This window comes from Castellaniella sp. (assembly GCF_036379515.1).
Taxonomy (GTDB): Bacteria; Pseudomonadota; Gammaproteobacteria; order Burkholderiales; family Burkholderiaceae_B; genus Castellaniella.
This window is the reverse complement of sequence record NZ_DASVGN010000016.1, coordinates 42,257-66,802: the sequence shown is the minus strand read 5'-3', so window position 1 is coordinate 66,802 and position 24,546 is coordinate 42,257. Positions and strand designations below refer to the sequence as shown.

Below are 24,546 nucleotides of genomic sequence, written 5' to 3'. Positions count from 1 at the left end.
GTCACGAACACCTCATCAGCCGCGATGGCGTCTTCGACGCGCACTTGCAGCAGGCGACGTGAGGCGGGGTCCATGGTGGTGTCCCAGAGCTGCTCGGGGTTCATTTCACCCAGGCCTTTGTAGCGCTGTTTGCTGATGCCGCGTTCGGCTTCGGTACGCAGCCATTGCATGACTTCGCGGAAGTCGGCCACGGATTTTTCTTTTTGTTTGTCGCCCAGGCCGCGCCGGATGACGGCGCCTTCGCCCAGCAGGCCCATGAAGGTTTTGGCGGTGCGGGCGAGGATGGCGTAGTCGCCACCCCGCACGAAGTGGCGGTCGAAGATACTGACGCGCACGTTGCCGAAGTGGGGGCGTTCCACAGCCAGCCGCCACATTTCTTCTTCCTCTTCGTACTGCGCTTCCACCTGAACCGGGTGAGGATCTTGCGGGTCGCGCAAAGCGGCTTCCAGGGCGGCGGCGCTGGTACGGGCGGCGGCTTCGTCGGCGAGGCTGAGATGCACCCCTTCGGCCATGGCCGAGAGGGCCTCGGTGTCCAGCGTGCGGGACAAGCGGGCGATGACCGTGTCGGCCATCACGTATTGGCGGGCCAGGTCCATGAGGGCGTCGCCCGTGATGGGGGTGGCGCCTGTGCTGGGGACGAGCTCGGTGTCTTTCAGCGCGAGCTGGAGCATGTACTGGGCTTCTTCGGCGTCGTCCTTCAGGTAGCGTTCGTCGCGGCCGACCTTGACCTTGTACAGCGGCGGCTGGGCGATGTAGATGTAGCCGCGTTCGACGAGCGCGGGCATCTGGCGATAGAAGAGCGTCAGGAGCAGGGTGCGGATGTGCGCGCCGTCCACGTCCGCGTCGGTCATGATGATGATGCGGTGGTAGCGCAGCTTGTCGATGTTGAAATCGGGCCCGATGCTGGTGCCAAGCGCCGTGATCAGCGTGGTGATCTGTTCGCTGGAAATCAGCCGATCAAAGCGCGCTTTTTCAACGTTGAGCACCTTGCCGCGCAGCGGCAGGATGGCCTGGAATTTGCGGTCACGGCCTTGCTTGGCGGAGCCGCCGGCCGAGTCGCCCTCGACCAGATACAGCTCGCACAAGGCGGGGTCTTTCTCTTGGCAGTCGGCAAGCTTGCCGGGCAGCCCCGCGCCTTCGAGCACGCTTTTACGGCGGGTCATCTCGCGCGCCTTACGGGCGGCTTCGCGGGCCCGGGCCGCTTCGACGATCTTGCCGCACAGGGCGCGCGCGTCGGTGGGGTTCTCGAGCAGCCAGGTTTCCAGGGTGCGGGCCACGGCGTCTTCGACGGCCGGGCGTACTTCGCTGGACACGAGCTTGTCTTTGGTCTGGCTGCTGAACTTGGGCTCGGGCACTTTCACCGACAGCACGCAGGCCAGGCCTTCGCGCATGTCGTCGCCGTTGGTGTCGACCTTGGCTTTCTTGGCCAGTTCGTTGTCGGCGATGTATTTGTTGAGCACCCGCGTCATGGCCGCGCGCAGGCCGGTCAGGTGGGTGCCGCCGTCGCGTTGCGGGATGTTGTTGGTGAAGCACAGCACGGTTTCGGCGTAGCTGTCGTTCCATTGCATGGCCACGTCTACGACGACCCGGGTGCCGCCGGCATTCGATTCGGTAGAGACGGCAAAAATATTGGGATGCAGCACCGTCTTGGCGCGGTTGATGTACTGCACGAAGCCGCGTACACCGCCCAGGTATGCCAGGTCGTCATCCTGGCCCGTGAGTTCGTCCACCAGGCGGATCTTGACGCCGTTGTTCAGGAAGGACAGCTCGCGCAGGCGGCGCGCCAGAATCTCGTAGGTGTATTCGATGTTGTTGAAGATCTCGGCGTCGGCCAGGTATTGCACCCGGGTGCCGGTGCGGTCACTGTCGCCCGTGATGGCAAGCGGTGCCACGCGTTCGCCGCGATGGAATTCGATCTGGTGTTCGTGGCCATTGCGCCAGATGGTGAGCTTGAGCCATTCGGACAGGGCATTGACGCACGAAACCCCCACGCCGTGCAGGCCTCCGGAGACCTTGTAGGAGTTCTGGTCGAATTTGCCGCCTGCGTGCAACTCGGTCATGACGATTTCGGCGGCGCTGCGGTGCTGCTCATCGCCCTTGTGGATGGCGGTGGGGATACCGCGGCCGTTATCGACGACCGAGATACTGTTGTCAGCGTGAATGGTGACCACGATTTCGTCGCAGAACCCGGCCAGTGCCTCGTCGATGGCGTTGTCGACGACTTCGAACACCATATGGTGCAGCCCCGTGCCGTCGGACGTATCTCCAATGTACATGCCCGGGCGTTTGCGTACCGCCTCGAGGCCCTTGAGCATCTTGATCGAATCGGCGCTGTAGCTGGCGTCCGGGTGGCTGTGGTGCTGGCTTAGTTCTGGCATGGAAATCCTGTAATTGAATCCGGGGCTGCGAGGGCCTGCGCGGCCCGTGAGGCGGGCCTTAGATGCGCATCGGCATCACGACGTACTGGAAGGCGTCGTCATCGGGCAGCGTGAGGAGCACCGAGGCGTTGACGTCGGGCTGGACGGACCAGCGGATGGCGTCGGTCTTGACGTTGGAGAGCACATCGAGCAGGTAACTCACGTTGAAGGCGACGTCCAGTGGTTCTTGGGCGTAGTCGATTTCGAGTTCTTCGCGTGCTTCTTCCTGCTCGGCGTTGGACGCCGAGATGCGCATCAGGTTGCCACCCAGTTCGAGGCGCACGCCGCGCAGCTTGTCGGTCGTCAGGATGGCGGCGCGTTGCAGGCTGGCCTGCAGGGGCTCGCGGTTGATCGTGAAGTGGCGGGTGTAGCCGGTGGGAATGACACGCTTGTAATCCGGGAACTTGCCTTCGACCAGCTTGGAGATGACTTCGATTTCGTCGAAGCGAAAGCGGATTTGCGTCGCGGTGACGTCAACCTGCACGGTGGCCTCGCTGTCGTCGGACAGCAGGCGCTGCATTTCGTGCACGGTCTTGCGCGGAATGATGATGTCGGTCTGTGCCGTCGCACTTTCAACGACCGTGCTGCTGTGGGCCAGACGATGCCCGTCGGTCGCCACGGCGCTGACCCGGCCCGGCTCGGTGACGAAGAGCAGGCCGTTCAAGTAGTAGCGGATATCTTGCTGTGCCATCGAGAAATGCACGCGGTCGAACAGGTGCTTGAGCGCCTTTTGCGGCATGGTGAACGATGCGTCCCATTGCTCCGGCTGAGATACCGTGGGGTAGTCCGTGGCCGCCAGCGTTTGCAGGGCAAAGCGGCTACGGCCGGCCAGCACTGAAAGCTTGTTGTCGTCGAGCGCGATTTTGACGTCGCCGAAATCGGGCAAGGCGCGCAGGATGTCCAGCAGCTTGCGCGCGGCGACCGTGGTGGCAATGGTGTCTTCGCCCACGCCGAAGTCAGCGGTCGTCGTGATCTGTACTTCGAGGTCGTTGGCAATGAACGACACTTGCGGGCCTTGCTTGCGGATCAGCACATTGGCCAGGATGGGGAGCGTGTTGCGCCGTTCGACGATCCCCACCACGGTCGTCAGGGGCTTGAGCACGGCATCGCGGGTCGCTTGTATCAGTTGCATGTTCTTATCCTTTGAGGGTTTGCTCGAGTACATGGAGCGCGTGATTCAATTCGGTCTGTTTGGCACGCAGATCGGTAATCTTGCGCACGGCGTGCAGCACCGTGGTGTGGTCGCGTCCGCCAAACAGATCGCCGATTTCCGGCAGGCTTTTCTGGGTCAGCTCCTTGGCCAGATACATGGCAATCTGCCGAGGCAATGCAATGTTTGCAGGGCGCCGCTTCGAATACATGTCGGCAACCTTGATTTTATAGAAATCGGCCACGGTCTTCTGGATGTTCTCGACCGTAATGAGGCTGTTCGACACAGACAGCAGATCTTTGAGGGCCTCTTTGCACACTTCGACCGTCAGTACTTCGCGCCCATGAAAGCGCGCAAAGGCCGACACTTTGCGCAGCGCGCCTTCCAGCTCGCGCACGTTGCTGCGCAGATGCTTGGCGATGAAGAAGGCGACTTCTTCGGGCATGGCGATGCCTTCGGTCTGCGCCTTGCGCAGCAAAATGGCCACACGCATTTCCAGCTCGGGCGGCTCGATGGCGACCGTGAGCCCCGAATCGAAGCGCGAGATGAGCCGGCTGTCGATGTTGGCGAGCTCTTTGGGATAGGTGTCCGAGGTGATGATGATCTGCTTGCGGTGCGCGACCATGGCCTCGAACGCGTAGAAGAATTCTTCTTGCGTGCGGTTCTTGCCCGCGAAGAACTGGATGTCGTCGATGAGCAGCAGGTCCAGCGAATGGTAATAGCGCTTGAAGTCGTCGAAGGCGCGACGCTGGTAGGCTTTGACGACGTCAGACACGTATTGGTCGGCGTGCACGTAGCGTACGCGGGTGCTCAGGCCGTTTGCCAGCAGCGCGTTTCCGATGGCGTGGATGAGGTGTGTCTTGCCCAGGCCCACACCGCCGTACAGGAACAGCGGGTTATACGACACCCCGGGATTTTCGGCGACCTGCATGGCGGCGGCGCGTGCCAGCTGGTTGGCCTTGCCGATCACGAAGTTATCGAAGGTGAGTTCCTGGTTCAGGTTCGAACGGTTCTGGATGGCTTCTTCGGTAGCCGCCAATGCAGGGTTGGGCGCTGCCGCAGCAGCGGGAGCCGGGGCTGGAGCGGCTTGCGCTGCCGGTGCGCGTGGGGTCGCGGCAACGCTGGTCCGAGCGGGGCTGGCGGCCAGTTCGAACTGCACCTGGACAGATTGCGAATACCAATCAGCCGCCAGGGATTCGAGCCGGGCGGAAAAGTTCTTGCGGACCCAATCCAGCTTGAAGCGATTGGGCGCACCGATTCTCAGGATCGCGAGTTCCTCGTCGTAGCCAAGGGGCACCAAGGGCTTGATCCACGCGCTGATCTGTTGGGGGGGGAGTTCCTGTTCCAGTCGCTGGAGACAGGCCTGCCAGAATTCATTCATAACGGTCATAGGGCGAAACCTCGATTCTACCCTTTTGCGTCAGAAGTTATCCACAGCGTGCGCGAGGGGCGGGGCCGTCGATGGCGAGGCTGGCACCGCTCGGGCGCCCGTGTGCTCAAGCGCCCGCCGAACGAACTTTTTGGGTGGAAATCCTTCCAAGTGATTGACGGCATACCGAAAATTTGATGAAATAGTGGGCTTTTCGATGCCATTGGCCGACCGTGCCCGTGGTTTTAGCTTCCTCCAAGCTCTTTTGGATTTACCATGAAACGCACTTACCAGCCTTCCGTTACCCGCCGCAAGCGTACCCATGGCTTTCGCGTGCGCATGAAGACGCGCGGTGGCCGCGCTGTTCTGAATGCGCGTCGCGCCAAGGGCCGCAAGCGCCTGGCCGTCTAGTTGAGTCTGCTGGGTGCGGCGAGCCGCATCCCGGACTGATCGCCATGCCATCCGCTTTTCCTTCGGCGGTTCGGCTGCATCGCCCCTCGGAATACGCAGCAGCCCTCAAGGGGCGACGTATCGCCCGAGGGGCGTTGTTCGTCGTGTCGAGCCCACGTTCAGTGGCTTCTGGGCCCGCGCGGCTGGGGCTCGTCGTGCCCAAGCGACAGGTGCCGCTGGCCGTCAACCGCAATGCCATCAAGCGCGTGGTGCGCGAAGCCTTTCGGCTGCGACGCGCGGGGTTGCCCGATGGCGATTGGGTGTTTCGAATGGTGTCGCGCCCTGCGCCGGGCAGCCTGACAGCGCTCAAGCGGCAGGTACGAACCGAGGTTGACGCCTTGCTTGCGAGGATCGCATCATGCTGATTCGATCGATTTTCATCGCGCCCATCCGGTTTTATCGTTATTTCCTCAGCCCCTGGGTGGGCCAGCAGTGCCGGTTTACGCCGACCTGCTCGGCCTACACCATGGAAGCCATTGCCACGCATGGTGTGCTGCGGGGCCTGTGGCTGGGGGTGCGCCGCATTGCACGCTGTCATCCGGGTTGTCCGGGTGGTTACGATCCGGTGCCGCCTGTGAGGCTGCACTCCCATCATCCCTGAACGGGCCGGGCTGGAACATCCTCATGTGGATGTCAGGCTGGCTACGTTAAACTGGTGAGCTTTTTGCTCCTACCCTCTACGAATACAGGCGCCATGGACATTCGACGCACCATCCTCTGGATGATTTTCTCGTTTTCACTGCTGCTGTTGTGGAACAACTGGCAGGTGTATCGTGGACAGCCTTCACTGTTTTCGCTGACACCATCTGCCACCGAAACAGCCAAGGCCCCTGCTTCGGCGGCCGCGGATCACACGGCGAATCCGGCCAGCATTCCGACTGGCTCGCAGGCGCAACCGGCCGCTCAGGCCAAGGTGCCCACGCCTGAGGCAATTCCGCAGGGTGAGCAGGTGCACGTGAAGACGGGCGTGTACGACCTGACCTTCGACACCATGGGCGCGCAGTTGGTGCGTGCCGAGCTTCTGGCCTACAAGAACCAGGAAGCCACCACGGGGATTCTGCCGTGGGCCAAGAGTTTGTTGGGCCACAAGCCGCCCAAGGATGCGGGCGGGCCCATGTACCTGCTCGATGACCAGCCCGGTGACATGTATGTGGCGCAAACGGGCCTGGTGGGCGCACCGCAGGGCAGCAGCTATCCCACTCACCTGACGCCGTTTACGCTGGTGGGGACCGGCCCTGTCGTCAAGGGCGACACGACCGAAATCTCGTTCGAAGCCACTTCGGGCAACGTGCGAGTGGTGAAGACTTTCACCCTGAGCAAAAACAGCTACGACATTCATGTTCGCAACGACATCTACAACCTGGGCACCGAGCCTATTGATCCGTCGCTGTATCTGCAGCTGACGCGCGACAGTCACGAGCCGCCCAATACGACGGGCTACTACACCACGTTCACCGGACCTGCGGTTTATTCGTCCGAAGACAAGTTCCAGAAGATCAAGTTCGAAGACATCACGAAGGGCAAGGCCAGCTACATCCATAAGGCGGATAACGGCTGGGCGGGCATGGTGCAGCATTACTTTGCGTCGGCCTGGGTACCGCAGCAGGGGGTAGTGCGCACGAATCAGGCCTTGGCACTGCCGGGCAACCTGTTTGCGATTCGCACGATCCAGTCCGTAGGGTCCATCGCTCCGGGCGCTCATAAGACAGTGGATGCACAGCTGTGGACGGGCCCGCAGGACCAGAGCGCGATGCGCGCCGTCGCACCAGGGCTGGATCTGGTGGTGGATTACGGCTGGGTGACGATCATTGCCAAGCCGATGTTCAAGTTCATGATCTGGTTGCACAGCCTGGTGGGCAACTGGGGCTGGACCATTGTGCTGCTCACGCTGATCATCAAGCTGATTTTCTATCCGTTGTCCGCGGCCAGTTACCGCTCGATGGCCAAGATGAAGCTGGTGGCGCCGCGCATGAAGCACCTGAAGGAAAAATTCGGGGACGACAAGGCGAAGCTCAATGCGGCAATGATGGAGATGTACCGCAACGAGAAGATCAATCCGCTGGGAGGCTGCCTGCCGATGGTGGTGCAGGTTCCGGTGTTCATTGCGCTGTACTGGGTATTGCTGGGCAGTGTGGAAATGCGTGGTGCGCCGTGGATTCTCTGGATTCACGACCTGTCGGTGAGCGATCCTTGGTTCATTCTGCCGGCGTTCATGATGCTGACGATGTTCCTGCAGATCAAGCTGAACCCGACGCCGCCTGATCCGACTCAAGCGAAGATCATGATGATCATGCCGCTGGTGTTCGGGGGGATGATGTTCCTGTTCCCGGCCGGCCTGGTGCTGTACTGGTGTGTAAACAACACGGTGTCCATCATTCAGCAGCGGGTGATCATGCGCCGGCTGGACCACGAGAAAAAGGCGCTGGCTTCGAGCTGAGTGTTGCTGGATTGGACGGGTTCGGTGCGCGGTTCAGGCAATGGGCCCCCCTTCCGGCGCCAGCCAGCGGTCCGGCCTGATGGCCGGACTTTCATTTTGATCTGGGCTGATCGATATGCAAACCGACTCTGATCCCATTATTGCCATTGCGACCGCGCCGGGTCGGGGCGGGATCGGTGTCATTCGGGTTTCAGGGCCTGATCTGCACGGCTGGGCTGAAAGCCTGTGCAGGCAGCCCTTGCAGCCCCGGCACGCGCATTTCCTGGCGTTTCGAGATGTACGCGGTGAGACGCTGGATGAAGGGCTGGTGCTTTTCTTTCCTGGGCCCCATTCCTACACGGGCGAAGATGTCCTGGAGTTGCAAGGGCATGGCGGGCCTGCGGTGTTGCGGCGGGTGCTGGAAGACTGCCTGGCGCGGGGCGCCGACATTGGGTTGCGGCTGGCTCAGCCCGGCGAATTCACCCAGCGCGCATTTCTGAACGATCGCATGGACCTGGCGCAGGCTGAAGCCGTGGCCGATTTGATCGAAGCCAGTTCTGCGGCTGCTGCAAAGAGCGCCATGGCGTCGCTGTCGGGGGCCTTCTCTGCCGAAGTCGACGCATTGAGCCAACGCATCGTCAAACTGCGCATGCTGGTCGAGGCCACGCTGGATTTCCCGGAAGAAGAAATCGACTTCCTGGAGAAATATCAGGCGTCGGCGCGTTTGCACGAGGTGCAGGCCAGCCTGGAGCGGGTGCTGCAGACGGCCCGACAGGGCCGGGTGTTGCGTGAGGGTTTGTACGTCGTGCTGGCCGGGCAACCCAACGTGGGCAAGTCCAGCCTGCTCAATGCCTTGGCTGGCGAAGACGTGGCCATCGTCACGCCGATTGCGGGCACTACCCGGGACCGCGTGGTGCAGCAGATCCACCTGGAGGGTGTTCCGCTGCACATCGTCGATACGGCGGGATTGCGCGAGGCGACCGATGCGGTGGAACGCATCGGGATCGAGCGCAGCTGGGCGGAAATCGGCCGTGCCCAGGTGATCGTGCATCTGCAGGACGCCCGCCAGCCGGACGATCCGCTGGATGCGGACATCGTGCGGCGGCTGCCGGTAGGGGTCCCGGTCCTCAGGGTGTGGAACAAGGTGGATCTGCTGGCTTCTTCGCCAAGCGTCCCTGGTAGTTCAGAGGGCGAGGCGAGGCGGACCGAAGGCCACGATGCTGCACTGGCTACGCCTCCCATCGGATCCTGCGACGAGAATCCCGTATTGATTTCGGCCCGTACTGGCACAGGCCTGGACGAATTGCGCACCCGATTGCTGGGCATCGCAGGTTGGACGCCCGGAGCGGAGTCACCGTGGCTGGCCCGGGAACGCCACATCCAGGCTCTTGAAGAAGCGGGCGAGCATTTGCGCGTTGCGGCGGGCTACGCGGCGCAGGGGGACCAGATCCTGGATCTCTTCGCCGAAGAGCTGCGCCTGGCGCACGAGTCGCTGTGCCGCATCACCGGCCAATTCACCAGCGATGATCTGCTGGGCGAGATCTTCAGCAGTTTCTGCATCGGAAAATAGGGATACTTCCGAGGGGTTCCGACAAAGTTTGGGCAGTCCCCGGTCGGCGACCGAGATGGCACGCCGAATGAGGAAGTGCTATTAGCTGCAGGCTGGGGCCATCTGGGGCGGCCCTTCAGCTTCGGGATGCCGGTAGACTCAGGACGGCCGGCGTAGACCTTTCTTCGGGAATGCTGAACAACCCCCAGCGCGTCAACTGGCGGCCGATGGCTGACCGGGCGCTCAGGACCGTATAGGGCATGGCCAGTGCCAACCCCGTGATGATCGGGAGCCCCCACAGGACGGCGTGCCAGCCGCCTACCCACCCTAGCGCTGTCGCCAACGCCAGGCCTGCTAGGGTGTGCGGCGCCAGGGCGGGGAGCGCGGAGCGCCACGGGATATTCGTCTGTTCACGATTTTGCCCGCCCCAGGACACGCTTTTGCCAAAACCGAGTCCTATCAGAAAGAGCGTGACGGACAGCGCCACGATCGGTGCCATCAGGGTAGAAGAAAGAAACTCCATCAGCACCGACAGGCCAAAGCGCAAGCGCCCGCCATAGCGCCTGGGGCCCCCTTTTGAAAGGTACACATCCAGTGCGCCGAACAGCTTGGGGGCAACCGACAGGAAAAACACGCCGACAAAGAGCGTCATGCCCAACGTGAGGTCGCGAAAATGGAAGTTGCCGACCATTGATCCGATGCAGCCAATTGCAATCATGAGGATCCATGCCGCCTGCGCCAAGTACATCCCGATGGCGATGCAGAGCTGAATGCGACTGGTAGCCTTGAGCCCTGGCGTTGCCAGAAAATGGAAGTACTGCATGTTGCCCTGGGTCCAGCGCAGCTCGCGGCGGATGAAGTCCAGCAACGTCGGCGGGTTGATCTCGAAACTGTCGGATTCGACCGGGATCACGCGTACTTCGTAGCCTGCACGGCGAATGAAGGTGGCTTCCAGTTGATCGTGGCTGAGCACGAAACCGCCAAAGGGCGCCCGGCCCGGGATCTTTGGCAGGCGGCAATGCTGGTGGAAGGGCGCGGTGCGCACCACCGCGTTGTGGCCCCAGTAGGGGCCGCAGTCTGCCGTCCACCAGGCGGCGCCCGTCGTAAAGACGCGCATGCCGTGGCGCATGCCGAACTGAAACACCCGCGTGAAGGCGCTGAGGCTTGGCATGCCTACGACCAGGCTCTGCAAAATGCCGATTTCCGGGTGTGCCTGCATGGTGGTCACCATGCGGATGATGACGTTGCCGGCAATCAGGCTGTCCACATCCAGTGGCATGAAATAGTCGAACGTGGCCCCGTGGGTATCCAGGAACTCGCCAATGTTGCCGGCCTTGTAGCCATCGTTGTGCGTGCGGTGGCGGTAATACGGCGCGGGTTCATCAGGGGCGCGGTGAGCCTCGAACTGCGTGAAGGCGCGGGCCTCGGCTTCCAGGATGGCAGGTTGGTCGCTGTCGCTCAGGATGGCAAAGGTGAAGCGTGAGCGCTCGCCAGTGTCGGCCAGCGATACGCGTATGCGTTCCAGTCGCTCAAAGATGGGTGCTGGCGCTTCATTGCGCAGGGTCATCAATAGGGCCACATTGCAGTGCAAAGGTTTTGGTCTCTTTGCGTCCAGAATTTCTGCGACACCAGGCATGGTGTGTACCGTGTCAGGGTGACAATGCAGCAGCCACAGGCCGATCGCCGAGTTCCAGAAGCCGATGACGACGTAGGGCGTGGTGAGCAGAAAGCACAGCCCGATCAGCCATTCGGATACCGTCATCCCGCCGCTGAGAATCAGCATCAGCATCAGAATGGCGAAAAGGCCCAGGGTGATGAGGTTAAGTCCCAGAAAAATGAATCGACGCTGACGGACTTCCATCACCTGGCCTGTGAATGTGCAATGCGGCTAGTTTACGATTTGGCTGCGTTCAGGCGCGAGGCAACTGGCTCGGCAGGTATGGAGGGCGTAAGCTGAGACGACTGAATCATTGAGAGGGGTATCGGCCCACCATGACGGAACTGAAGGCCCGTGCGTTGTGGCTTGAACCGCCTGGCCACGCCGGGGTTCGCGAGGAGCTGCTACTGCAGCAAGATCCGGAAGAACTGCTGGTGCGAACTTGCTATTCCGCCATCAGCCGGGGCACTGAGACACTGGTATATGGTGGCGGAGTGCCAGCGTCCGAATATGAGCGCATGCGGGCGCCGTTTCAGGTGGGCACCTTGCCCGGTCCCGTGAAGTATGGATATGCGAACGTAGGTGTGGTCGAAGCGGGTCCCGCACACTGGCTGGGCCGCTGCGTGTTTTGTCTCTATCCCCACCAGACACGATATTGGATCCATCCAGATGCCGTAGTGGTCTTGCCCGAGGCAGTGCCTGCAGCACGTGCCGTGCTGGCCGCCAATATGGAAACTGCCGTCAATGCCTTGTGGGATGCCGCCCCGCGGATGGGTGACCGCATCAGCGTCGTAGGGGCAGGGGTGCTGGGGTGCCTGGTGGCACGCCTGTGCTCGCAGATTCCCGGCGTGCAGGTCGAACTCATAGACATTCGGCAAGATCGTGCGCAAATTGCACGGGCATTGCAAGTGGGTTTCGCCGCGCCTGAACACGCCGCGGCGGGTCGAGACCTGGTTTTCCATGCCAGTGCCAGTGCGGCAGGGTTGAATACTGCCGTGGCGCTGGCGGGCCGCGAGGCGGAGATCATTGAACTGAGCTGGTATGGCACGCGGTCAGTCACGGTGGATCTGGGCGGGCGCTTTCATTCTCAGCGCCTGAGCCTGCGTGCGAGTCAGGTGGGGACCGTGTCACCAGCGCGTGTGGCGCGCTGGAGCCATCATGATCGTCTGGCGCTGGCAGTATCTTTGTGTGCCGACGTGCGTCTGGATAGCCTGTTTGCGCCTGATATTTCATTTGCCTCCTTGCCTGAGGCAATTGCACGCCTGGCAGACCCGGCGGATTCCACGCTGTGTCAGCGGGTTCATTACACGGAGGAATCTTGATGTACGAGTTGACGGTGCGTGATCAGATGATGATTGCCCATAGTTTCACGGGGACGGTTTTTGGTCCCGCGCAGAAGTTGCACGGGGCCACCTATGTGGTGGATGTCACGTTTTATCGCGAGGCGCTCGACGCGGACGGGCTGATTGTGGACATCGGTGCCGCGCGATCGACGCTGGCAAGCGTGTTGGGGGAATTCAACCTCACCAACCTGGACGATCACGAGTCGCTGGCGGGGCACAACACGACCACCGAGTTCATGGCGAAGGTGGTCTTTGACCGCCTGCATCAGGCGATTGCCGAAGGCCGCCTGGGGCCAACAGCGCGTGATCTGCAGCGCATGCGGGTCACTCTGGCAGAATCACCAGTTGCCTGGGCGGGGTACGAGGCCGCTCTGTGAAGCTTGTACGCTTTGTCGTTGCAGGCGATCCGGATCAGTACACGGGCGGCTATCTTTACGATGCGCGCATTGCACAGGCGTTACGGCAGTCAGGCTGGTCCGTCGACGTAGTAGGCCTGGAGGGCCGATTTCCGGACCCTGACGTTCGTGCGGGCGAGGCTCTGAATGCAGCCTTGGCCGGTTTTTCCCCCGACGATCTCGTCGTGATCGATGGCTTGGCTCTGGGTGGGCTTCCAGACGTGCTGGCGCGGTACGCACATACGCTGCGGATGGTGGCGCTCATTCACCACCCGCTGGCTGACGAGTATGGCCTGGGTTCCGCCCAAGCGGGTCAGTTTCGCGCCAGCGAGCGTTGCGCCCTGAAATGGGTGAGTCACGTTATGACGACCAGCGCCTTCACGGCGCGGCATCTGGTCGCTGACTATGGTGTGCCCCCTCACGCGATTGATGTGGTGGAGCCAGGGGTGGATCACCCGCTCGCTCAAGGCCTGCAATCGCCCCTGGTCGCTCACGACGACACAGAGGCATCCCCTCGGCTGCTTTGTGTCGCTACTTTGGTTCCCCGCAAAGGCCATCTCGTTCTGGTCGAGGCCCTGGCGGGCCTTCGGGATCTGGCCTGGCAGTGCAATTGTGTGGGTGATCTTCAGCGCGACCCCGCGTGTGCCGAAGCCGTGCGCCTTGCCATCGGGCACCATCGGCTGCAGGACCGCGTGAGGTTGCTGGGCACTTTGCCTCCGGCAGCGCTTGCAACCACGTATGACCGGGCGCAGGTGTTTGTCCTGCCGTCTTACTACGAAGGGTATGGCATGGTGGTTGCCGAGGCACTGGCGCATGGATTGCCCATCGTTGCGACTTCCGGCGGAGCTTTGGTACAGACCGTGCCCGAGGGGGCCGGGTTGCTGGTTCCGCCGGGGGACGTCGCGGCGCTAACGGATGCGTTGCGGCAGGTGCTGGTGGATTATCGGCTGCGTCATGCACTCCAGACGGAGGCCGCTCGGGTCGGTGGAGCACTGGCCAGCTGGGATGCGCAAGGCGCGCGGTTCGCGGCCGTTCTGGCGCGGGTCGCGCAACAGGAAGTTGCGCAATGAGCAAGGAAGGAAGCCACTTCTCGGCCGATTGGTTGACACTGCGTGAGCCGGTTGACCATCGCAGCCGAGCGGCAGAGTTGATGGCGCCGCTTCGCCGCCATCTGCTCGCCAGGGGGCGAAGGCCTGTCAGCATCGTGGATCTCGGGGCGGGCGCGGGTTCAAATCAGCGTTACCTGTCGGCGCATCTGGGTGTACCAGCGCATTGGACTTTATTGGATCAGGACGTTGCGCTGCTTGCTCGCGCTGAATCTTCGGGCTGGGCGGGTGCTGCCTTGACGACTGAGGCATTCGATTTGTCGGCACCCCTGGCACCGGTATTGAAGGATGCCGATCTGGTGACGGCATCGGCGTTGCTCGACCTTGTCTCTGGTGACTGGATTCAATCCTTGTGTCGGGCCTGTGCGTCGGCGCAGGCGGCGGTTCTGATGGCATTGACGGTAGACGGGCGTGTGGCGTTTGGGGACGAAGATCCGTTGGATGCCCAGGTGATGCGATGGGTTGGACAAGACCAGCGTCGCGAGAAGGGACTGGGCGTAGCTTTGGGAGCGGGGGCCTCGGGTTGTCTGAAGCACGCCTTGAATGCGCAGGGCTATTGTGTGCTGGAGCAAGCCAGTGACTGGGTGCTGAGTGCCGCTGATGCCCCCTTGGCCCGTGCCTTGATTGAGGGCTGGTGCGAGGCTGCACGGCGTCAGTGCCCACAAGAGAGCGCTGCCATTATGGGTTGGGCAGCACGCCGGTCGCGCGCTGTGGCTGATGGCGGCGTGTCGATCAGGGTTGGCCATGTAGACGTGTTGGGGCTGCTGCCCTACCCGGAAGGTGGCCTGGATTACGCGCGCAAGTTCAGATCGTAGAAACGGTCTTCTCCCATGGGATAGCTGCGAACTGCAGGGCGTAGAGCCTGATCCAGGGTGTCGATTTCATCCATGGCCAATGCTGGTCGGCCTGAGCCGATCAAAAAGGGCGCTACCACGACGTGCAGGCGGTCGACCCGCCCGGCCTGGATAAAGCGAGAAATGGTGGTGCCGCCGCCTTCAACCAGGATGCGTCGTAGCCCGTGGTGGGCCAGGGTCTCCAGCAGAGAACTTGTGATCGACCCGTAGCCTTGGGGCAGAATAAGTGCGCGCGCACCCGGTGCGGCCCGTGCCGGGTCGCGTACTGCATGCCACGTTGTGGGGCCTTCATCCGTGAAGAGTGTGAGGCTGTGCGGGACCCGGCCGTTTGGATCGATCACGATCCGTGCGGGGCTGTCACCCTCCACATCGCGCACCGTCAGTTGCGGGTTGTCCAGAGTGGCTGTATTGGCACCCACGATCACCGCATCGACCAGCGCCCGCAGCCGGTGCAGGTGAATACGGCTGGCAGTACCCGTGACATAGCAGGAATGTCCCGTCGCTGTGGCGATGCGCCCATCCAGGCTTTGGCCGATCTGGGCAATCACATAGTCGGGCGGGCTGCAGGCGATGGGCAGGAGCGTATCGAAAAGTGTGGCGACGTCCGCAGGCAGAGGATTGGTGGCCGACCAACCGCCGCCTGGCCGAATTTCGATTCCCTGAACTGGAGTCCAGCCTGACTTCAGCGTATGCCGGCGGGCTGCCCGGATGATGTCCCAGGCCTTGGACGCGTCGATAGCTGACATGGTTGCAGAGATTCCCGCCACGATGGACATCTATAATTGTTCAACATGATACAGGCTCGCAGCGCAGCAGGCGTAAGGGAGGGCGTGCAGATGAAAGCTCAGGCTCAACGGTATCATCCGGCGCTCAAGGCGCTGCACTGGCTGATCGCGCTATTGGTGTGTTTTGTGTTGCCGCTGGGCCTTTTGCAAAAGGTCGTGAAAGAAGACGTTTACGGCACCATTAATTTCTGGCACGTCAATCTTGGGTTCACTGTTTTTTTGCTCATGTTGATTCGCCTGGCCGTGCGTGTGCGCACCGGGGTTCCGGCCAGTTCACCCGGTACGCCTTCGTGGGCAGCGCGGCTGGGGATTTTGAATCACCGACTGCTCTATCTGGCGCTCATCATCGAACCGATCTTGGGGTATTTCACGACCAACGCGCAAGGCTTTCCACTGGATTGGTTCGATGTGATCCCGATCTGGAGCCCGTTTGGGAAATTTCCCATTGCCGACAGTATTCTGGCCGTTCACCTATGTGTCGCGTTCGTCATCATCGCCTTGGTGGTTCTGCATGTGTGCGGTGCGTTGTATCACCGCCTGGTCCGGCGGGACGGGGCGCTGGCCCGCATGACGTGATTCATACTTACCACGGGGGATCGCAGCCAAGTTGTCGTCCACCTGTATCCGTGGTTCTTGCATAAAGGCATTACGCAACAATCGTTCCCGGGATGGGCAGTGATACGTACCATGGTGGCGGACGCGATTTTCTTCGACTGCCTGCAAAACACCTATGAGCCATTCCGTATCTGCCTCTGGCAAGCCTGCCATCGTCATCATCGGTGCCGGAACAGGAGGGATGGCTGTGGCCGCCTGTCTGCGCAACGCGCGTGTGGACCTGGACATTACGCTCATCGATCCTGCTCCGTTTCACGATTTCCAGCCGGCCTGGACCCTCGTGGGCGGTGGTATCTGTCGCCCCGAGGACGCACGCCGGGTTTTGCGTGACTGTGTGCCACCAGGGGTGCGTCTGCTTGCCGAGACTGTGACCGCGCTGCAGCCGCAAGAGCAATGCGTCAGGCTGGCAAATGGGGCTTTGCTGGGCTACGACTTTCTGGTTGTGGCTGCGGGCATGCAGCTGAACTGGGGCGCAGTTGAAGGCCTGGCCGATGCACTGGGCAAGGGTGGCGTCACTAGCAACTACCGGCATGATCTCGCGCCTTACACCGCAGAACTGGTGCAAGGGTTGAAGGGCGGGGATGCCCTTTTCACCCAACCAGCGGGGAGGATCAAATGCCCAGGGGTGCCTCAAAGCGCGCTTTGCCTCGCGGCGGATCATTTTCGGCGGACGTCGGCTTCTGTTCGCGTCCATTTCTGGTCGGCTGGTACCTCGGCCTTCGGCATCCCCTTTTACGCGCGTGCGCTGGAACGTGTGATGGCCTCGTATGGAGCCCAGACTCACTATGGCCAGAACTTGGTGCAGGTGCGTGCCTGTGAAAAAATCGCAGTCTTCGAATCCTGCATGAATGGGGAATTGCTGCGCGAAGAAGTGCACTACGACCTGCTGCATGTGGTTCCGCCACAGAGTGCACCCGATTTCATCCGAGGCAGCGTGCTGGCCGACGCGGCTGGCTGGCTGGAAGTGGACCGGCATACTTTGCGCCACGTGCGCTACGCCAATGTATTCGGGCTGGGGGATTGCACGTCGACGCCCAATAGCAAGACGGTCTCCGCGATCCAGGGCCAGATCCCGACTGTGGTCGGCAATCTGCTGCAGGCGCTGCGTGGTCGCGATAGTTCGGAGTCTTATGACGGCTATGCAGCGTGCCCGCTCGTCACTGCGCCGGGCAAGGTACTGCTGGCTGAATTCGTTTATGGCGGTGTTGCGGCACCCAGCCTGCCGTTGGATCCGCGTGTGCCACGGCGCCTGTATGGGTGGGTGCAGCGTGTGTTGCTGCCGTGGTTTTATTGGAACATCCTGATCCGTGGGCGGGGGGTGCCCACCATGCACCGCGTCCGATACTTCTCTGATGCTGTGCCAGACTGGGGCGGCCTGCCCGGCAGGTGGGCGGCAAGCTTGCAGCGGGTGGCAGCTCGTGTGATCAGTGCTTCAGCCCTGACTGGAGGTCGGATGGCTCCGAGGCTGCGCGCGGCGCTGCAGCAGCAGCGCGAACGTCACGGCAAATGAAGTGAGTAGTGCGATCCCCATGGCGGCATAGGGAGACAGGTGAGGGATGGCCAGCGTGAGGGCGATGCAGAAACCTGCGAGGCTGGCGGTGCCCAGGATGGCCGAATGCAGCGTGGCCATGGCCACCGCCTTCCCCATCTGCTGGTGCAGGGTAAAGGAAATCACGCTGAAGCCGATCGGAAAAGACAGCAGGATGCCCGACGTAGTGGCACCCAGGCGATGGCTCTGCGTGGTCACGCCGGCCACCAGGATTCCCGCCAGTACGCCGCGCAGCAGCAGGGACCCCCAGCCCGTTTTGCTGCCCAGTAATTTCACCGGCAGCAGTGCCCGGCTGCTCAAGCGCAGGGACAGGCAGGTAGTCCCGACGAACAGCAGGAGTCCCAGCCAGAGTGGTGAGGGCAAAAAGTGCAGCAGAAAGGCGATGAGTACCCAGGTGGCTATGCCTCCGCCGAGCGCGATCAGCGGGCTGCGGCGCCGTGCGAGCAAGATATACGCGGGCAAGAAGCTTTGTGTCGCACACAAGGAGAGGAGGGCGTAAGACGCTGTCCTTGCGACGAAACCGGGAGGAGCCTCTCCCACCAGAAAATAGAATCCGGGTCCCAGCGTGATCGGAAGCCCGGCGAGCACCCCGCCGATGAGTGGCCCGAACAGCTTCACCGACCATGTGACACCGATGATAACGATCGCCGTGGCAATCAGGCGCACGGCGGCGGCATCAAGCAGCGCTTCGGTGAGCACCTAGATCCTCCTGCCCATGCAGGCCAGGGGACGGGTGGAGAGGTGCCTGACGTCCGTCATGCGCCGGGATTGCCAGTTCGCAGGTCGTGCAACATGGCCTCGATGGTGACACCGACGTTCAGCACATGGTGATCCTGCATCGCGCAGCCCGCCACCATCAGCCCTACCGGCGCGTCGCCTTCGGTGTGGCAGGGCAGTGACAGGGCACAGCCATCCAGAAAATTGATGAGTGTCGGGTTGCGCAGGATGAGGCGGTTGGCTGCAAAGTACGCGTCATCCGACGCTTGCAGTTCGCTAATGCGAGGTGCCACGATGGGGACTGTAGGCATCAGCAGCGCGTCACGGCCGCGCAGGCGCTGTTCTATCGAGGCAATCCAGCGTGCGCGGATCGCGATCAGATCGATGTAGTCTGCCGCTGTCATGGCCTGGCAGCGGATGATGCGCGAGGCGACGCGCGGATCGTATTCGTCGGCGCGTGTGGCAAGGCGTTCACGGTGCAAGGCCCAGGCCTCGGCCCCTGTGAAGCCGCCCTTGGCGTTGATGGAGGCCAGTTCCGAGAATTCGGGGATTTCGATGGTCTCGATTCGTGCGCCAGCGTCCTTCAGTACCTGCAAGGCGCGTGCAAAGGTCGTGCGTACGGTGTCGTCTGCGTCATCCAGCACCAGGTTGGCGGGGACGGCAAGTCTGAGTCCCGATGCGGCAAGCGGTGTCAGCGTACCGCGCATGGCCACCGGCTCGCGTGCCGAACCCGGGATGCCTTCGCCTGAGAGCACGGCGTCCACTGCTGCGCAGCAGGCCACTGACGCGGCGAGCGGGCCCAGCGAGTCCAGCGTGGTCGACAGCGGCAGGGCGCCTTGTGTGGGAACCCGGCGCGCGGTGGGCTTGAAACCGGTCAGGCCGCAGAAGGCCGACGGGATACGCACCGATCCCCCAGTGTCCGAACCGATGGAAACTGTCGAAAAGCCCTCGGCAACCGCCACGCCTGCTCCCGAGGATGACCCCCCGGGGATGCGCTTGGCTTCGCCGTCCCAGGAGCTGTGCGGGGTCCCGTAGTGGGGATTGATTCCCAGCCCCGAGAAGGCAAACTCCACCATGTTGGTTTTGCCTGTCACGATGGCGCCCGCCTCCTGGAGCCGTCGTATGGCGGCAGCGGTCTGCGTGGCTGGTGGGGCATCGTGCAGCACTTTGGAACCGGATAGCGTGGGCTCGCCGGCCACGTCGAACAAATCCTTGATCGAGATGGGCAGCCCTTCGAGCGCAGAGCGCACGACGCCGCTGTGGCGCAGCACATCGGAGGCCTGGGCTGCCGCCAAGGCCCGCTCGGGGTAGAGGCGTGTAAAGACTTGCTTGCCCTGACCGGCGGAATCCTGCGCCCGGGCCAGCGCCTGCTGGGTCAGTTTCACTGACGTGACGGCGCCTGAGGCAAGCGAATGTTGAAGGTTGGCAAGAGTGGGCAGCATGGTCGGTACGATGTGAAAGGAGTCAGGCGATCTCAGGCAACATGGTCACTGTGTAGCGGTGGCGGATGCTTCGCTTGAGCACGGGATCGTGCAATTCCATGGTGAACTCGGACGCGGGGCGGATACTGCCGCGTACCGTGACCGTCCCGCAAGTCATGCCTGTGCCTGGTGGCAGCGTGGGAGCACTGAAGCCCTGCTGGATGAGATCTTCGGGGCGACTGAGCTGATCCATGCTGCCCTCTTGATAAAGGACGACGTCGCCCCGTTCTTCGATCCATGACCGCAGCACGAGTTGATCCCAGTGGCCCTTGACGCTGTCGAATTCCCAGGCGTCGTGCGCCACGGGCTTTACACAGATCTGTTTTGAGAGCGCTACGCTGTGCGCTTCCAGGGTGCGGTCCGTGTGGTCAGAGGCAATGCTCACGAGCAATGTGCCTTGGTGCGTGAACACGAAGGCTTCCGCCTCGCCGGACGAACCGGTCCCTACAACCTGGATTTCGGGTTCCTGGGTCAGCTGGTTGGCTGCAACGCGGTAATACAGTGGTACGGCGCTGGGGCGTGGCACTCCAATGGCCGCCAGTTCTTCGATGTGGTGCTCGATGGCCGCGCGATCCCGCCCCGCCCAGCCCGCAATGACACACTGGGTGATGTCTTCCACCACGGGTGAGCCGCCGCCGTTTTTATTGATCAGGTTGAAAGACAGCTTCATGTTTCGGTCCGTTCAAAATTTGAGGTTCAACAAGAATGTGTGGCTGGTGTGCACCTAGCCGAAGAGCGTGGGCAGCCACAGGGCCAGGTTGGGTATCCAGTAGAGAACGCCGATCATGAGCAGCAGCATGATGACGAAGGGCAGGCTGCCCGCAATGACGGCATTCATGCTGCCCGTGGTCCGCAGGCTCTGTACGACGAACAGATTCAGGCCAACGGGCGGGGTGATGAGTGCGGTCTCGACGAGGATGATGATGACGATTCCCAGCCATACGGGGTCAAACCCCAAGCCGATCATGATGGGGGCGATAATCGGAATCGTGGTGATCATCATGGATAGTGTTTCCATGAAGCAGCCCAAGATCAGGTAGAACACCACCATGACCAGCAGCATGACGGCAGGTGACACATGCAGCCCCGCGATCGCATTAGTAATGGCGCTGGTGAGGCCGATCCCGGACATCACGAAATTGAGGAAGGCTGCGCCGATCACGATCAGCATGATCATGGCGGTGGACTTCATGGTGCCCTCGAAGACCTCTCGGAGCATGGTCCAGGTCAGGCGCCGCATCCAGGCGGCCAGCAGCAGCGCACCTACGACGCCCAGAGCGGCCGCCTCGGTGGGGGTCGCCAGACCTGCATAGATGGAGCCCACCACGAGCAGGAAGATTCCCAGGGGTGGAATCAGGTCCACCAGGCTGGACACGCGTGCGTGCCAGCTGCTGCGGGTGCGATCGCCCCCCCATGCCGGTTTGACGATGCAGGCGATGGCGATCACGGCCATGAACAACACGGCCATCAGCAAGCCCGGGATGATCCCCGCCAGGTAGAGCTTCGGCACGGAGGTGTTGGTGAGCACGCCGTAGATGATGAGGTTGATGGAGGGGGGTATCAGGATGCCCAGAGTGCCGCCAGCCGCCAGGCTGCCCAGAAACAGGGATTCGTTGTAGCCCTTCTTGCGTATCTGCGGGATGGCGACGGTACCGACTGTGGCGGCCGTGGCCACGCTGGACCCCGACGTTGCTGCAAACAGGGCACTCGCGCCGATGTTGGCGTGCATCAGCCCGCCCGGCAACCATGAGAGCCACATGCTCATGGCGTTATACATGCGTTCGGCCAGCCCTGAACGCAGCAGGATCTCGCCCAGCATGATGAACAGCGGGATCGCCACCAGCAGAAACTCGTTGCTGGTGGACCAGGAAATTTCTCCCATGGCACGCGAGAGCGGCAGCATGGAGTAGATCGGCTCCAAGATCAGGCCCAGTACTCCCAGGGCCGCGCCCACTGGGATGCTGATGCCCAAGAGGACCAGGAGCAGGATGAGGCTGGTGGCGATCATGATTGGGCTCCCGAGACGAATCGTTCGCCGGCTTCGGCTTCTTCCTGGGCTTCCTGTTGCGCGCTGCGGATGCCGCAGACGGCCATCATCGTGGCAGTGTCGCCATGCACCAGTGCAGCGCTTGCACGCAGCAGCATGAGGGCGAGCACCACGCACATCCATGCAAAGCCAGCGACCCAGAGAAATTGCGGAATCCACAGAGGCGTGGCGAGAATCGTGTTGGCCACCGAATCGTTGGCCCACGACAGGGAGGCCACGTCCAACGAGTATCGCGTGAGATAGGCGATGAAGGCGGCGAGCCCCACCAGTGCCACCCAGTCCAGAATGGCGCACAGCCTGATCGGAAGCGTCTGATAGAGCGCGTCGATGCGGATATTGGCCCGCTGCAGCGTCGCAAAGGACAGTGCCCACGACACGCTGATCGCGAACGCGTATCCCGAGAGTTCGTCTGAATGCAGCGAGTAGTTCGCGACTTTGCGCAGGATGACGTCAGCGACGATGTAGAGCACCGTGATCAGCATCAGGGCCCCTGCGGCCCAGATGGCCCAGCGGGATAGTGTGTTGGCCACGAGCAGCAGCCGGCCCAGCAAGGGCGTGCGTGTCACGTTAGAAGTCATGGTTGTGCGCCGAGGCGATGGTTATTCCATAAAAACGTGGGCGGCCGCCAGAGATTTTTAGCGGGCGCCCCACGAGTGCTGGTTGATTATTTCTTGGCCTTTATGCCGAGCATCTTGCCGATGGTGTCATCGAAATCCTGGACGCAATCCGCTGAGCAGCGGGCGGCCCATTTCGGTACGATGACATCGGCCGTGAGTTTTTTGAGCAAGGCCCGGTCTGCGGCGCTGGGTTGAACCAGCGTCATGTGGCCTTTGTCTTTCAGCGGGCAGGCGGCTGCACCGCTGTTGCAGTCATAGCCTTCCTGGGTTGCCTTGCCGGCGTCGTCCCAGATCTTGTCAGTCATTGCTGTGATGTTCTTCTGCAGGAAGTCCTGGACCTTGGGGTTGAGCTTGTTCCAGTACGCCATGTTGGCTGCGTGGATCTGCTGGTTCCAGTTGATTGGCAGCGCGAGCAGGTGGGTGGACACCTCGTACCACTTGGCCGAGTAGCCGGACATCGAACCCGTAATCGCGCAATTCACGACGCCGTTTTGCAGGGCGGGGACCACTTCGCCAAAGGGCAGCGTCACGCTGGTGCCCCCCAGGGCTTGAATGAATTCTGCCTGCGTGCGGCTGCTGGTGCGGACCTTCTTGCCCTTGATGTCTTGCAGGCCGTGAATCGTTGCGTTGCAAAACAGGACCTGCGCCGGGTAGGTCGAGAAGCCCAGCACCTTGACGTTTTGTTTTGCGTAGTACTTGGCATAAACCGGTGCGAAAGCCTTGGTGACTTCGTGGGCGGTCTTCACGTCGGGGGATACGCCCGGCAGGTCGATCGCTTCGTTGATGGCATTGTCGGATGCGAAGTACGACAGCGTGGCCGTGCCGATAGGCACCACGCCTTGGCTGATCAGGCGCATGATCTCGGGACCTTTGAGCCCCATCTCAGGGAAGCCCTTGATCGTCGCCGTGACCTTGCCGTCCGAGAGCTTTGGTACGGTTTCTGACCAGAAGGGCTTTTCAAAATCCTGATAAGCGGTCAGATTGTTCAGCCCGCCCACGACCTGAAGCTGGGTTTTGGGCAGATCTTTGACGACTTCGCCAGCGACGATGTCTTGAGCGAGCGCGTAGCCGCTCACTGAAAGGGCGCCGGCGGCCAGCGCCAGGAGCGCGGTTTTTTTGATGAACATGCAGAGTCTCCTCAATTTGTTGGAATGGATGCTGCGGTTGGGTTCAGAGCGTTGCAAGCCCGCTGTTGGAAAGATCCGTGATCAACATGTGACCAGGGGCGTGGGTGATGCTGAATTCTGGGCGGACGTGAGCGATGACGGATTGCGGTGTGACGCCACAGGCCCAGAAGACGGGGATTTCGTCGTCGCGGATGTCGACTGCTTCGCCGTAGTCCGGTTTTGAGAGGTCGCGGATTCCGATGAGTCCGGGGTCACCCAGATGCACGGGGGCCCCGTGCACGGACGGGAACCGGCTGGTGATCTGGATCGCACGGATGGCGTCGGCAGCACGAAAGGGCCGCATCGAGACGACCAATGGGCCGCTCAGTCGCTGGGTACCGTGGGTAGGGACGCTGGTCCGGTACATGGGTACATTGCGCTGTTGTGTAATGTGCCGCACGTCCAGCCCGTCGGCGAGCAGTGCCTCTTCGAATGAGAACGAGCAGCCAATCAGGAACGACACCAGGTCTTCGTGCCAGTATTCGTGCAGATCCGTGGGTTCTGCAACCAGCTCACCATCGCGCCAGATACGGTAGCGTGGGATATCGGTCCGGACGTCGATGTCCTGGCCCAGCGAGGGTAGTGCGGTCTGGCCGGGCTCGGTGACGGCCAGCAATGGGCAGGGCTTCGGGTTGCGCTGGCAGAACAGCAGGAACTCGTCGGCCCACGAGCGGGGCAGGATCATCAGGTTTGCTTGCACGCAGCCCGGGGCTAGACCTGCAGTCTGGCTGGCGTATTCACCTGTGCGGATTTTGGTACGGCACCGTGCTGCCTCGGTGGCTAGTGCGCCGTGCGCGTCCGAATATTGGAACATGGCGTTTCCTGGCGGCGATTCAGAAATGATGGCTTTCTACTGGTCCTTC

At 61.9% G+C, this 24,546-nt stretch carries 23 protein-coding genes; 11 read left to right on the top strand and 12 right to left on the bottom strand.

Annotated features, from left to right (window positions below; translation table 11 throughout):
- The 3 genes from gyrB to dnaA all read right to left on the bottom strand — a co-directional run.
- Positions 1 to 2,378 (bottom strand): DNA topoisomerase (ATP-hydrolyzing) subunit B (gene gyrB / locus VF285_RS05765; protein WP_346951671.1); only part of this gene is annotated, 2,378 nt, incomplete at its 3' end.
- Between the two features lie 58 nt (positions 2,379 to 2,436).
- Positions 2,437 to 3,549 carry a DNA polymerase III subunit beta gene (gene dnaN / locus VF285_RS05760; protein WP_346951670.1) on the bottom strand — a complete coding sequence of 371 codons (1,113 nt, stop codon included), beginning with the start codon at positions 3,547 to 3,549 and terminating at the stop codon, positions 2,437 to 2,439.
- A gap of 4 nt (positions 3,550 to 3,553) precedes the next feature.
- Entirely contained in the window at positions 3,554 to 4,948 is a 1,395-nt protein-coding gene (gene dnaA, locus VF285_RS05755) for a chromosomal replication initiator protein DnaA (protein WP_346951675.1), read from the bottom strand.
- A 264-nt stretch (positions 4,949 to 5,212) separates the two neighbouring features.
- Here dnaA and rpmH point away from each other — a divergent pair, with 264 nt between their 5' ends.
- The 5 genes from rpmH to mnmE all read left to right on the top strand — a co-directional run bounded on the left by rpmH (position 5,213) and on the right by mnmE (position 9,372).
- Entirely contained in the window at positions 5,213 to 5,347 is a 135-nt protein-coding gene (gene rpmH / locus VF285_RS05750) for a 50S ribosomal protein L34 (RefSeq protein ID WP_003800771.1), read from the top strand.
- Positions 5,348 to 5,391: 44 nt separating this feature from the next.
- Positions 5,392 to 5,751 (top strand): ribonuclease P protein component, encoded by a 360-nt coding sequence (locus VF285_RS05745; RefSeq protein ID WP_346951669.1) that lies wholly within the window; start codon positions 5,392 to 5,394, stop codon positions 5,749 to 5,751.
- Complete coding sequence (gene yidD, locus VF285_RS05740; RefSeq protein WP_346951674.1) at positions 5,748 to 5,987, top strand: membrane protein insertion efficiency factor YidD; 240 nt, start codon at positions 5,748 to 5,750, stop codon at positions 5,985 to 5,987. Before VF285_RS05745 ends, yidD begins: the two co-directional genes overlap by 4 nt.
- Before the next feature lie 93 nt (positions 5,988 to 6,080).
- Positions 6,081 to 7,823 carry a membrane protein insertase YidC gene (gene yidC / locus VF285_RS05735; protein WP_346951668.1) on the top strand — a complete coding sequence of 581 codons (1,743 nt, stop codon included), beginning with the start codon at positions 6,081 to 6,083 and terminating at the stop codon, positions 7,821 to 7,823.
- Between the two features lie 115 nt (positions 7,824 to 7,938).
- Positions 7,939 to 9,372 (top strand): tRNA uridine-5-carboxymethylaminomethyl(34) synthesis GTPase MnmE, encoded by a 1,434-nt coding sequence (gene mnmE / locus VF285_RS05730; RefSeq protein ID WP_346951667.1) that lies wholly within the window; start codon positions 7,939 to 7,941, stop codon positions 9,370 to 9,372.
- Positions 9,373 to 9,487: 115 nt separating this feature from the next.
- On the opposite strand, the gene mdoH is transcribed toward mnmE, so the two are convergent.
- Positions 9,488 to 11,212 (bottom strand): glucans biosynthesis glucosyltransferase MdoH, encoded by a 1,725-nt coding sequence (gene mdoH / locus VF285_RS05725; protein WP_346951666.1) that lies wholly within the window; start codon positions 11,210 to 11,212, stop codon positions 9,488 to 9,490.
- 131 nt (positions 11,213 to 11,343) lie between these two features.
- Between mdoH and VF285_RS05720 the strand changes: the two genes are divergently transcribed.
- Genes VF285_RS05720 through VF285_RS05705 form a run of 4 tightly spaced genes read left to right on the top strand, consistent with a single transcriptional unit; the run spans position 11,344 to position 14,667 of the window.
- The gene (locus tag VF285_RS05720; protein WP_346951665.1) at positions 11,344 to 12,330 is read left to right on the top strand and encodes a zinc-binding alcohol dehydrogenase; all 987 of its coding nucleotides are present in this window, start codon (positions 11,344 to 11,346) and stop codon (positions 12,328 to 12,330) included.
- Complete coding sequence (locus VF285_RS05715; protein WP_346951664.1) at positions 12,330 to 12,728, top strand: 6-carboxytetrahydropterin synthase; 399 nt, start codon at positions 12,330 to 12,332, stop codon at positions 12,726 to 12,728. Before VF285_RS05720 ends, VF285_RS05715 begins: the two co-directional genes overlap by 1 nt.
- Positions 12,725 to 13,816: a glycosyltransferase family 4 protein gene (locus tag VF285_RS05710; RefSeq protein WP_346951663.1), complete on the top strand. Its 1,092-nt coding sequence runs from the start codon at positions 12,725 to 12,727 to the stop codon at positions 13,814 to 13,816. The genes VF285_RS05715 and VF285_RS05710 overlap by 4 nt, the downstream gene beginning before the upstream one ends.
- On the top strand, positions 13,813 to 14,667 hold the full coding sequence (locus VF285_RS05705) for a hypothetical protein (protein ID WP_346951662.1): 855 nt from the start codon (positions 13,813 to 13,815) through the stop codon (positions 14,665 to 14,667). The genes VF285_RS05710 and VF285_RS05705 overlap by 4 nt, the downstream gene beginning before the upstream one ends.
- Here VF285_RS05705 and VF285_RS05700 read toward each other — a convergent pair.
- A complete protein-coding gene (locus VF285_RS05700) occupies positions 14,643 to 15,452 on the bottom strand; it encodes a RibD family protein (RefSeq protein ID WP_346951661.1) in 810 nt (269 codons plus the stop codon). The two genes, VF285_RS05705 and VF285_RS05700, sit on opposite strands and share 25 nt — an antisense overlap.
- Positions 15,453 to 15,542: 90 nt before the next feature.
- On the opposite strand from VF285_RS05700, the gene VF285_RS05695 reads away from it, so the two are divergent.
- Both VF285_RS05695 and VF285_RS05690 read left to right on the top strand, forming a co-directional pair.
- Complete coding sequence (locus tag VF285_RS05695) at positions 15,543 to 16,067, top strand: cytochrome b (RefSeq protein WP_346951660.1); 525 nt, start codon at positions 15,543 to 15,545, stop codon at positions 16,065 to 16,067.
- Positions 16,068 to 16,221: 154 nt separating this feature from the next.
- The gene (locus VF285_RS05690; RefSeq protein WP_346951659.1) at positions 16,222 to 17,616 is read left to right on the top strand and encodes an FAD/NAD(P)-binding oxidoreductase; all 1,395 of its coding nucleotides are present in this window, start codon (positions 16,222 to 16,224) and stop codon (positions 17,614 to 17,616) included.
- Here VF285_RS05690 and VF285_RS05685 read toward each other — a convergent pair.
- The 7 genes from VF285_RS05685 to VF285_RS05655 all read right to left on the bottom strand — a co-directional run bounded on the left by VF285_RS05685 (position 17,539) and on the right by VF285_RS05655 (position 24,497).
- Positions 17,539 to 18,354, bottom strand: a complete 816-nt coding sequence (locus tag VF285_RS05685) for a hypothetical protein (protein WP_346951658.1) — start codon at positions 18,352 to 18,354, stop codon at positions 17,539 to 17,541. The genes VF285_RS05690 and VF285_RS05685 overlap by 78 nt on opposite strands.
- A gap of 56 nt (positions 18,355 to 18,410) precedes the next feature.
- Entirely contained in the window at positions 18,411 to 19,814 is a 1,404-nt protein-coding gene (locus VF285_RS05680; RefSeq protein ID WP_346951657.1) for an amidase, read from the bottom strand.
- Between the two features lie 22 nt (positions 19,815 to 19,836).
- Positions 19,837 to 20,523 carry a DUF2848 domain-containing protein gene (locus VF285_RS05675; protein WP_346951656.1) on the bottom strand — a complete coding sequence of 229 codons (687 nt, stop codon included), beginning with the start codon at positions 20,521 to 20,523 and terminating at the stop codon, positions 19,837 to 19,839.
- A gap of 54 nt (positions 20,524 to 20,577) precedes the next feature.
- Positions 20,578 to 21,861, bottom strand: a complete 1,284-nt coding sequence (locus tag VF285_RS05670; RefSeq protein ID WP_346951655.1) for a TRAP transporter large permease — start codon at positions 21,859 to 21,861, stop codon at positions 20,578 to 20,580.
- The gene (locus VF285_RS05665) at positions 21,858 to 22,478 is read right to left on the bottom strand and encodes a TRAP transporter small permease (protein WP_346951654.1); all 621 of its coding nucleotides are present in this window, start codon (positions 22,476 to 22,478) and stop codon (positions 21,858 to 21,860) included. Before VF285_RS05665 ends, VF285_RS05670 begins: the two co-directional genes overlap by 4 nt.
- Before the next feature lie 86 nt (positions 22,479 to 22,564).
- Positions 22,565 to 23,638 (bottom strand): TRAP transporter substrate-binding protein, encoded by a 1,074-nt coding sequence (locus tag VF285_RS05660; RefSeq protein ID WP_346951673.1) that lies wholly within the window; start codon positions 23,636 to 23,638, stop codon positions 22,565 to 22,567.
- A gap of 49 nt (positions 23,639 to 23,687) precedes the next feature.
- A complete protein-coding gene (locus VF285_RS05655; protein ID WP_346951653.1) occupies positions 23,688 to 24,497 on the bottom strand; it encodes a putative hydro-lyase in 810 nt (269 codons plus the stop codon).
- Between the last annotated feature and the right edge of the window lie 49 nt (positions 24,498 to 24,546).

Bases quoted from the DNA above. Each gene is read 5' to 3' on its own strand.
- VF285_RS05705 (WP_346951662.1), top strand. From the start codon at position 13,813: ATGAGCAAGGAAGGAAGCCACTTCTCGGCCGATTGGTTGACACTGCGT.
- VF285_RS05720 (WP_346951665.1), top strand. From the start codon at position 11,344: ATGACGGAACTGAAGGCCCGTGCGTTGTGGCTTGAACCGCCTGGCCAC.
- mnmE (WP_346951667.1), top strand. From the start codon at position 7,939: ATGCAAACCGACTCTGATCCCATTATTGCCATTGCGACCGCGCCGGGT.
- VF285_RS05695 (WP_346951660.1), top strand. From the start codon at position 15,543: ATGAAAGCTCAGGCTCAACGGTATCATCCGGCGCTCAAGGCGCTGCAC.
- VF285_RS05745 (WP_346951669.1), top strand. From the start codon at position 5,392: ATGCCATCCGCTTTTCCTTCGGCGGTTCGGCTGCATCGCCCCTCGGAA.
- dnaA (WP_346951675.1), bottom strand. From the start codon at position 4,948: ATGAATGAATTCTGGCAGGCCTGTCTCCAGCGACTGGAACAGGAACTC.
- VF285_RS05675 (WP_346951656.1), bottom strand. From the start codon at position 20,523: ATGAAGCTGTCTTTCAACCTGATCAATAAAAACGGCGGCGGCTCACCC.
- mdoH (WP_346951666.1), bottom strand. From the start codon at position 11,212: ATGGAAGTCCGTCAGCGTCGATTCATTTTTCTGGGACTTAACCTCATC.
- VF285_RS05715 (WP_346951664.1), top strand. From the start codon at position 12,330: ATGTACGAGTTGACGGTGCGTGATCAGATGATGATTGCCCATAGTTTC.
- dnaN (WP_346951670.1), bottom strand. From the start codon at position 3,549: ATGCAACTGATACAAGCGACCCGCGATGCCGTGCTCAAGCCCCTGACG.
- VF285_RS05680 (WP_346951657.1), bottom strand. From the start codon at position 19,814: ATGCTGCCCACTCTTGCCAACCTTCAACATTCGCTTGCCTCAGGCGCC.
- VF285_RS05700 (WP_346951661.1), bottom strand. From the start codon at position 15,452: ATGTCAGCTATCGACGCGTCCAAGGCCTGGGACATCATCCGGGCAGCC.
- yidC (WP_346951668.1), top strand. From the start codon at position 6,081: ATGGACATTCGACGCACCATCCTCTGGATGATTTTCTCGTTTTCACTG.
- VF285_RS05665 (WP_346951654.1), bottom strand. From the start codon at position 22,478: ATGACTTCTAACGTGACACGCACGCCCTTGCTGGGCCGGCTGCTGCTC.
- VF285_RS05655 (WP_346951653.1), bottom strand. From the start codon at position 24,497: ATGTTCCAATATTCGGACGCGCACGGCGCACTAGCCACCGAGGCAGCA.
- rpmH (WP_003800771.1), top strand. From the start codon at position 5,213: ATGAAACGCACTTACCAGCCTTCCGTTACCCGCCGCAAGCGTACCCAT.
- VF285_RS05670 (WP_346951655.1), bottom strand. From the start codon at position 21,861: ATGATCGCCACCAGCCTCATCCTGCTCCTGGTCCTCTTGGGCATCAGC.
- VF285_RS05690 (WP_346951659.1), top strand. From the start codon at position 16,222: ATGAGCCATTCCGTATCTGCCTCTGGCAAGCCTGCCATCGTCATCATC.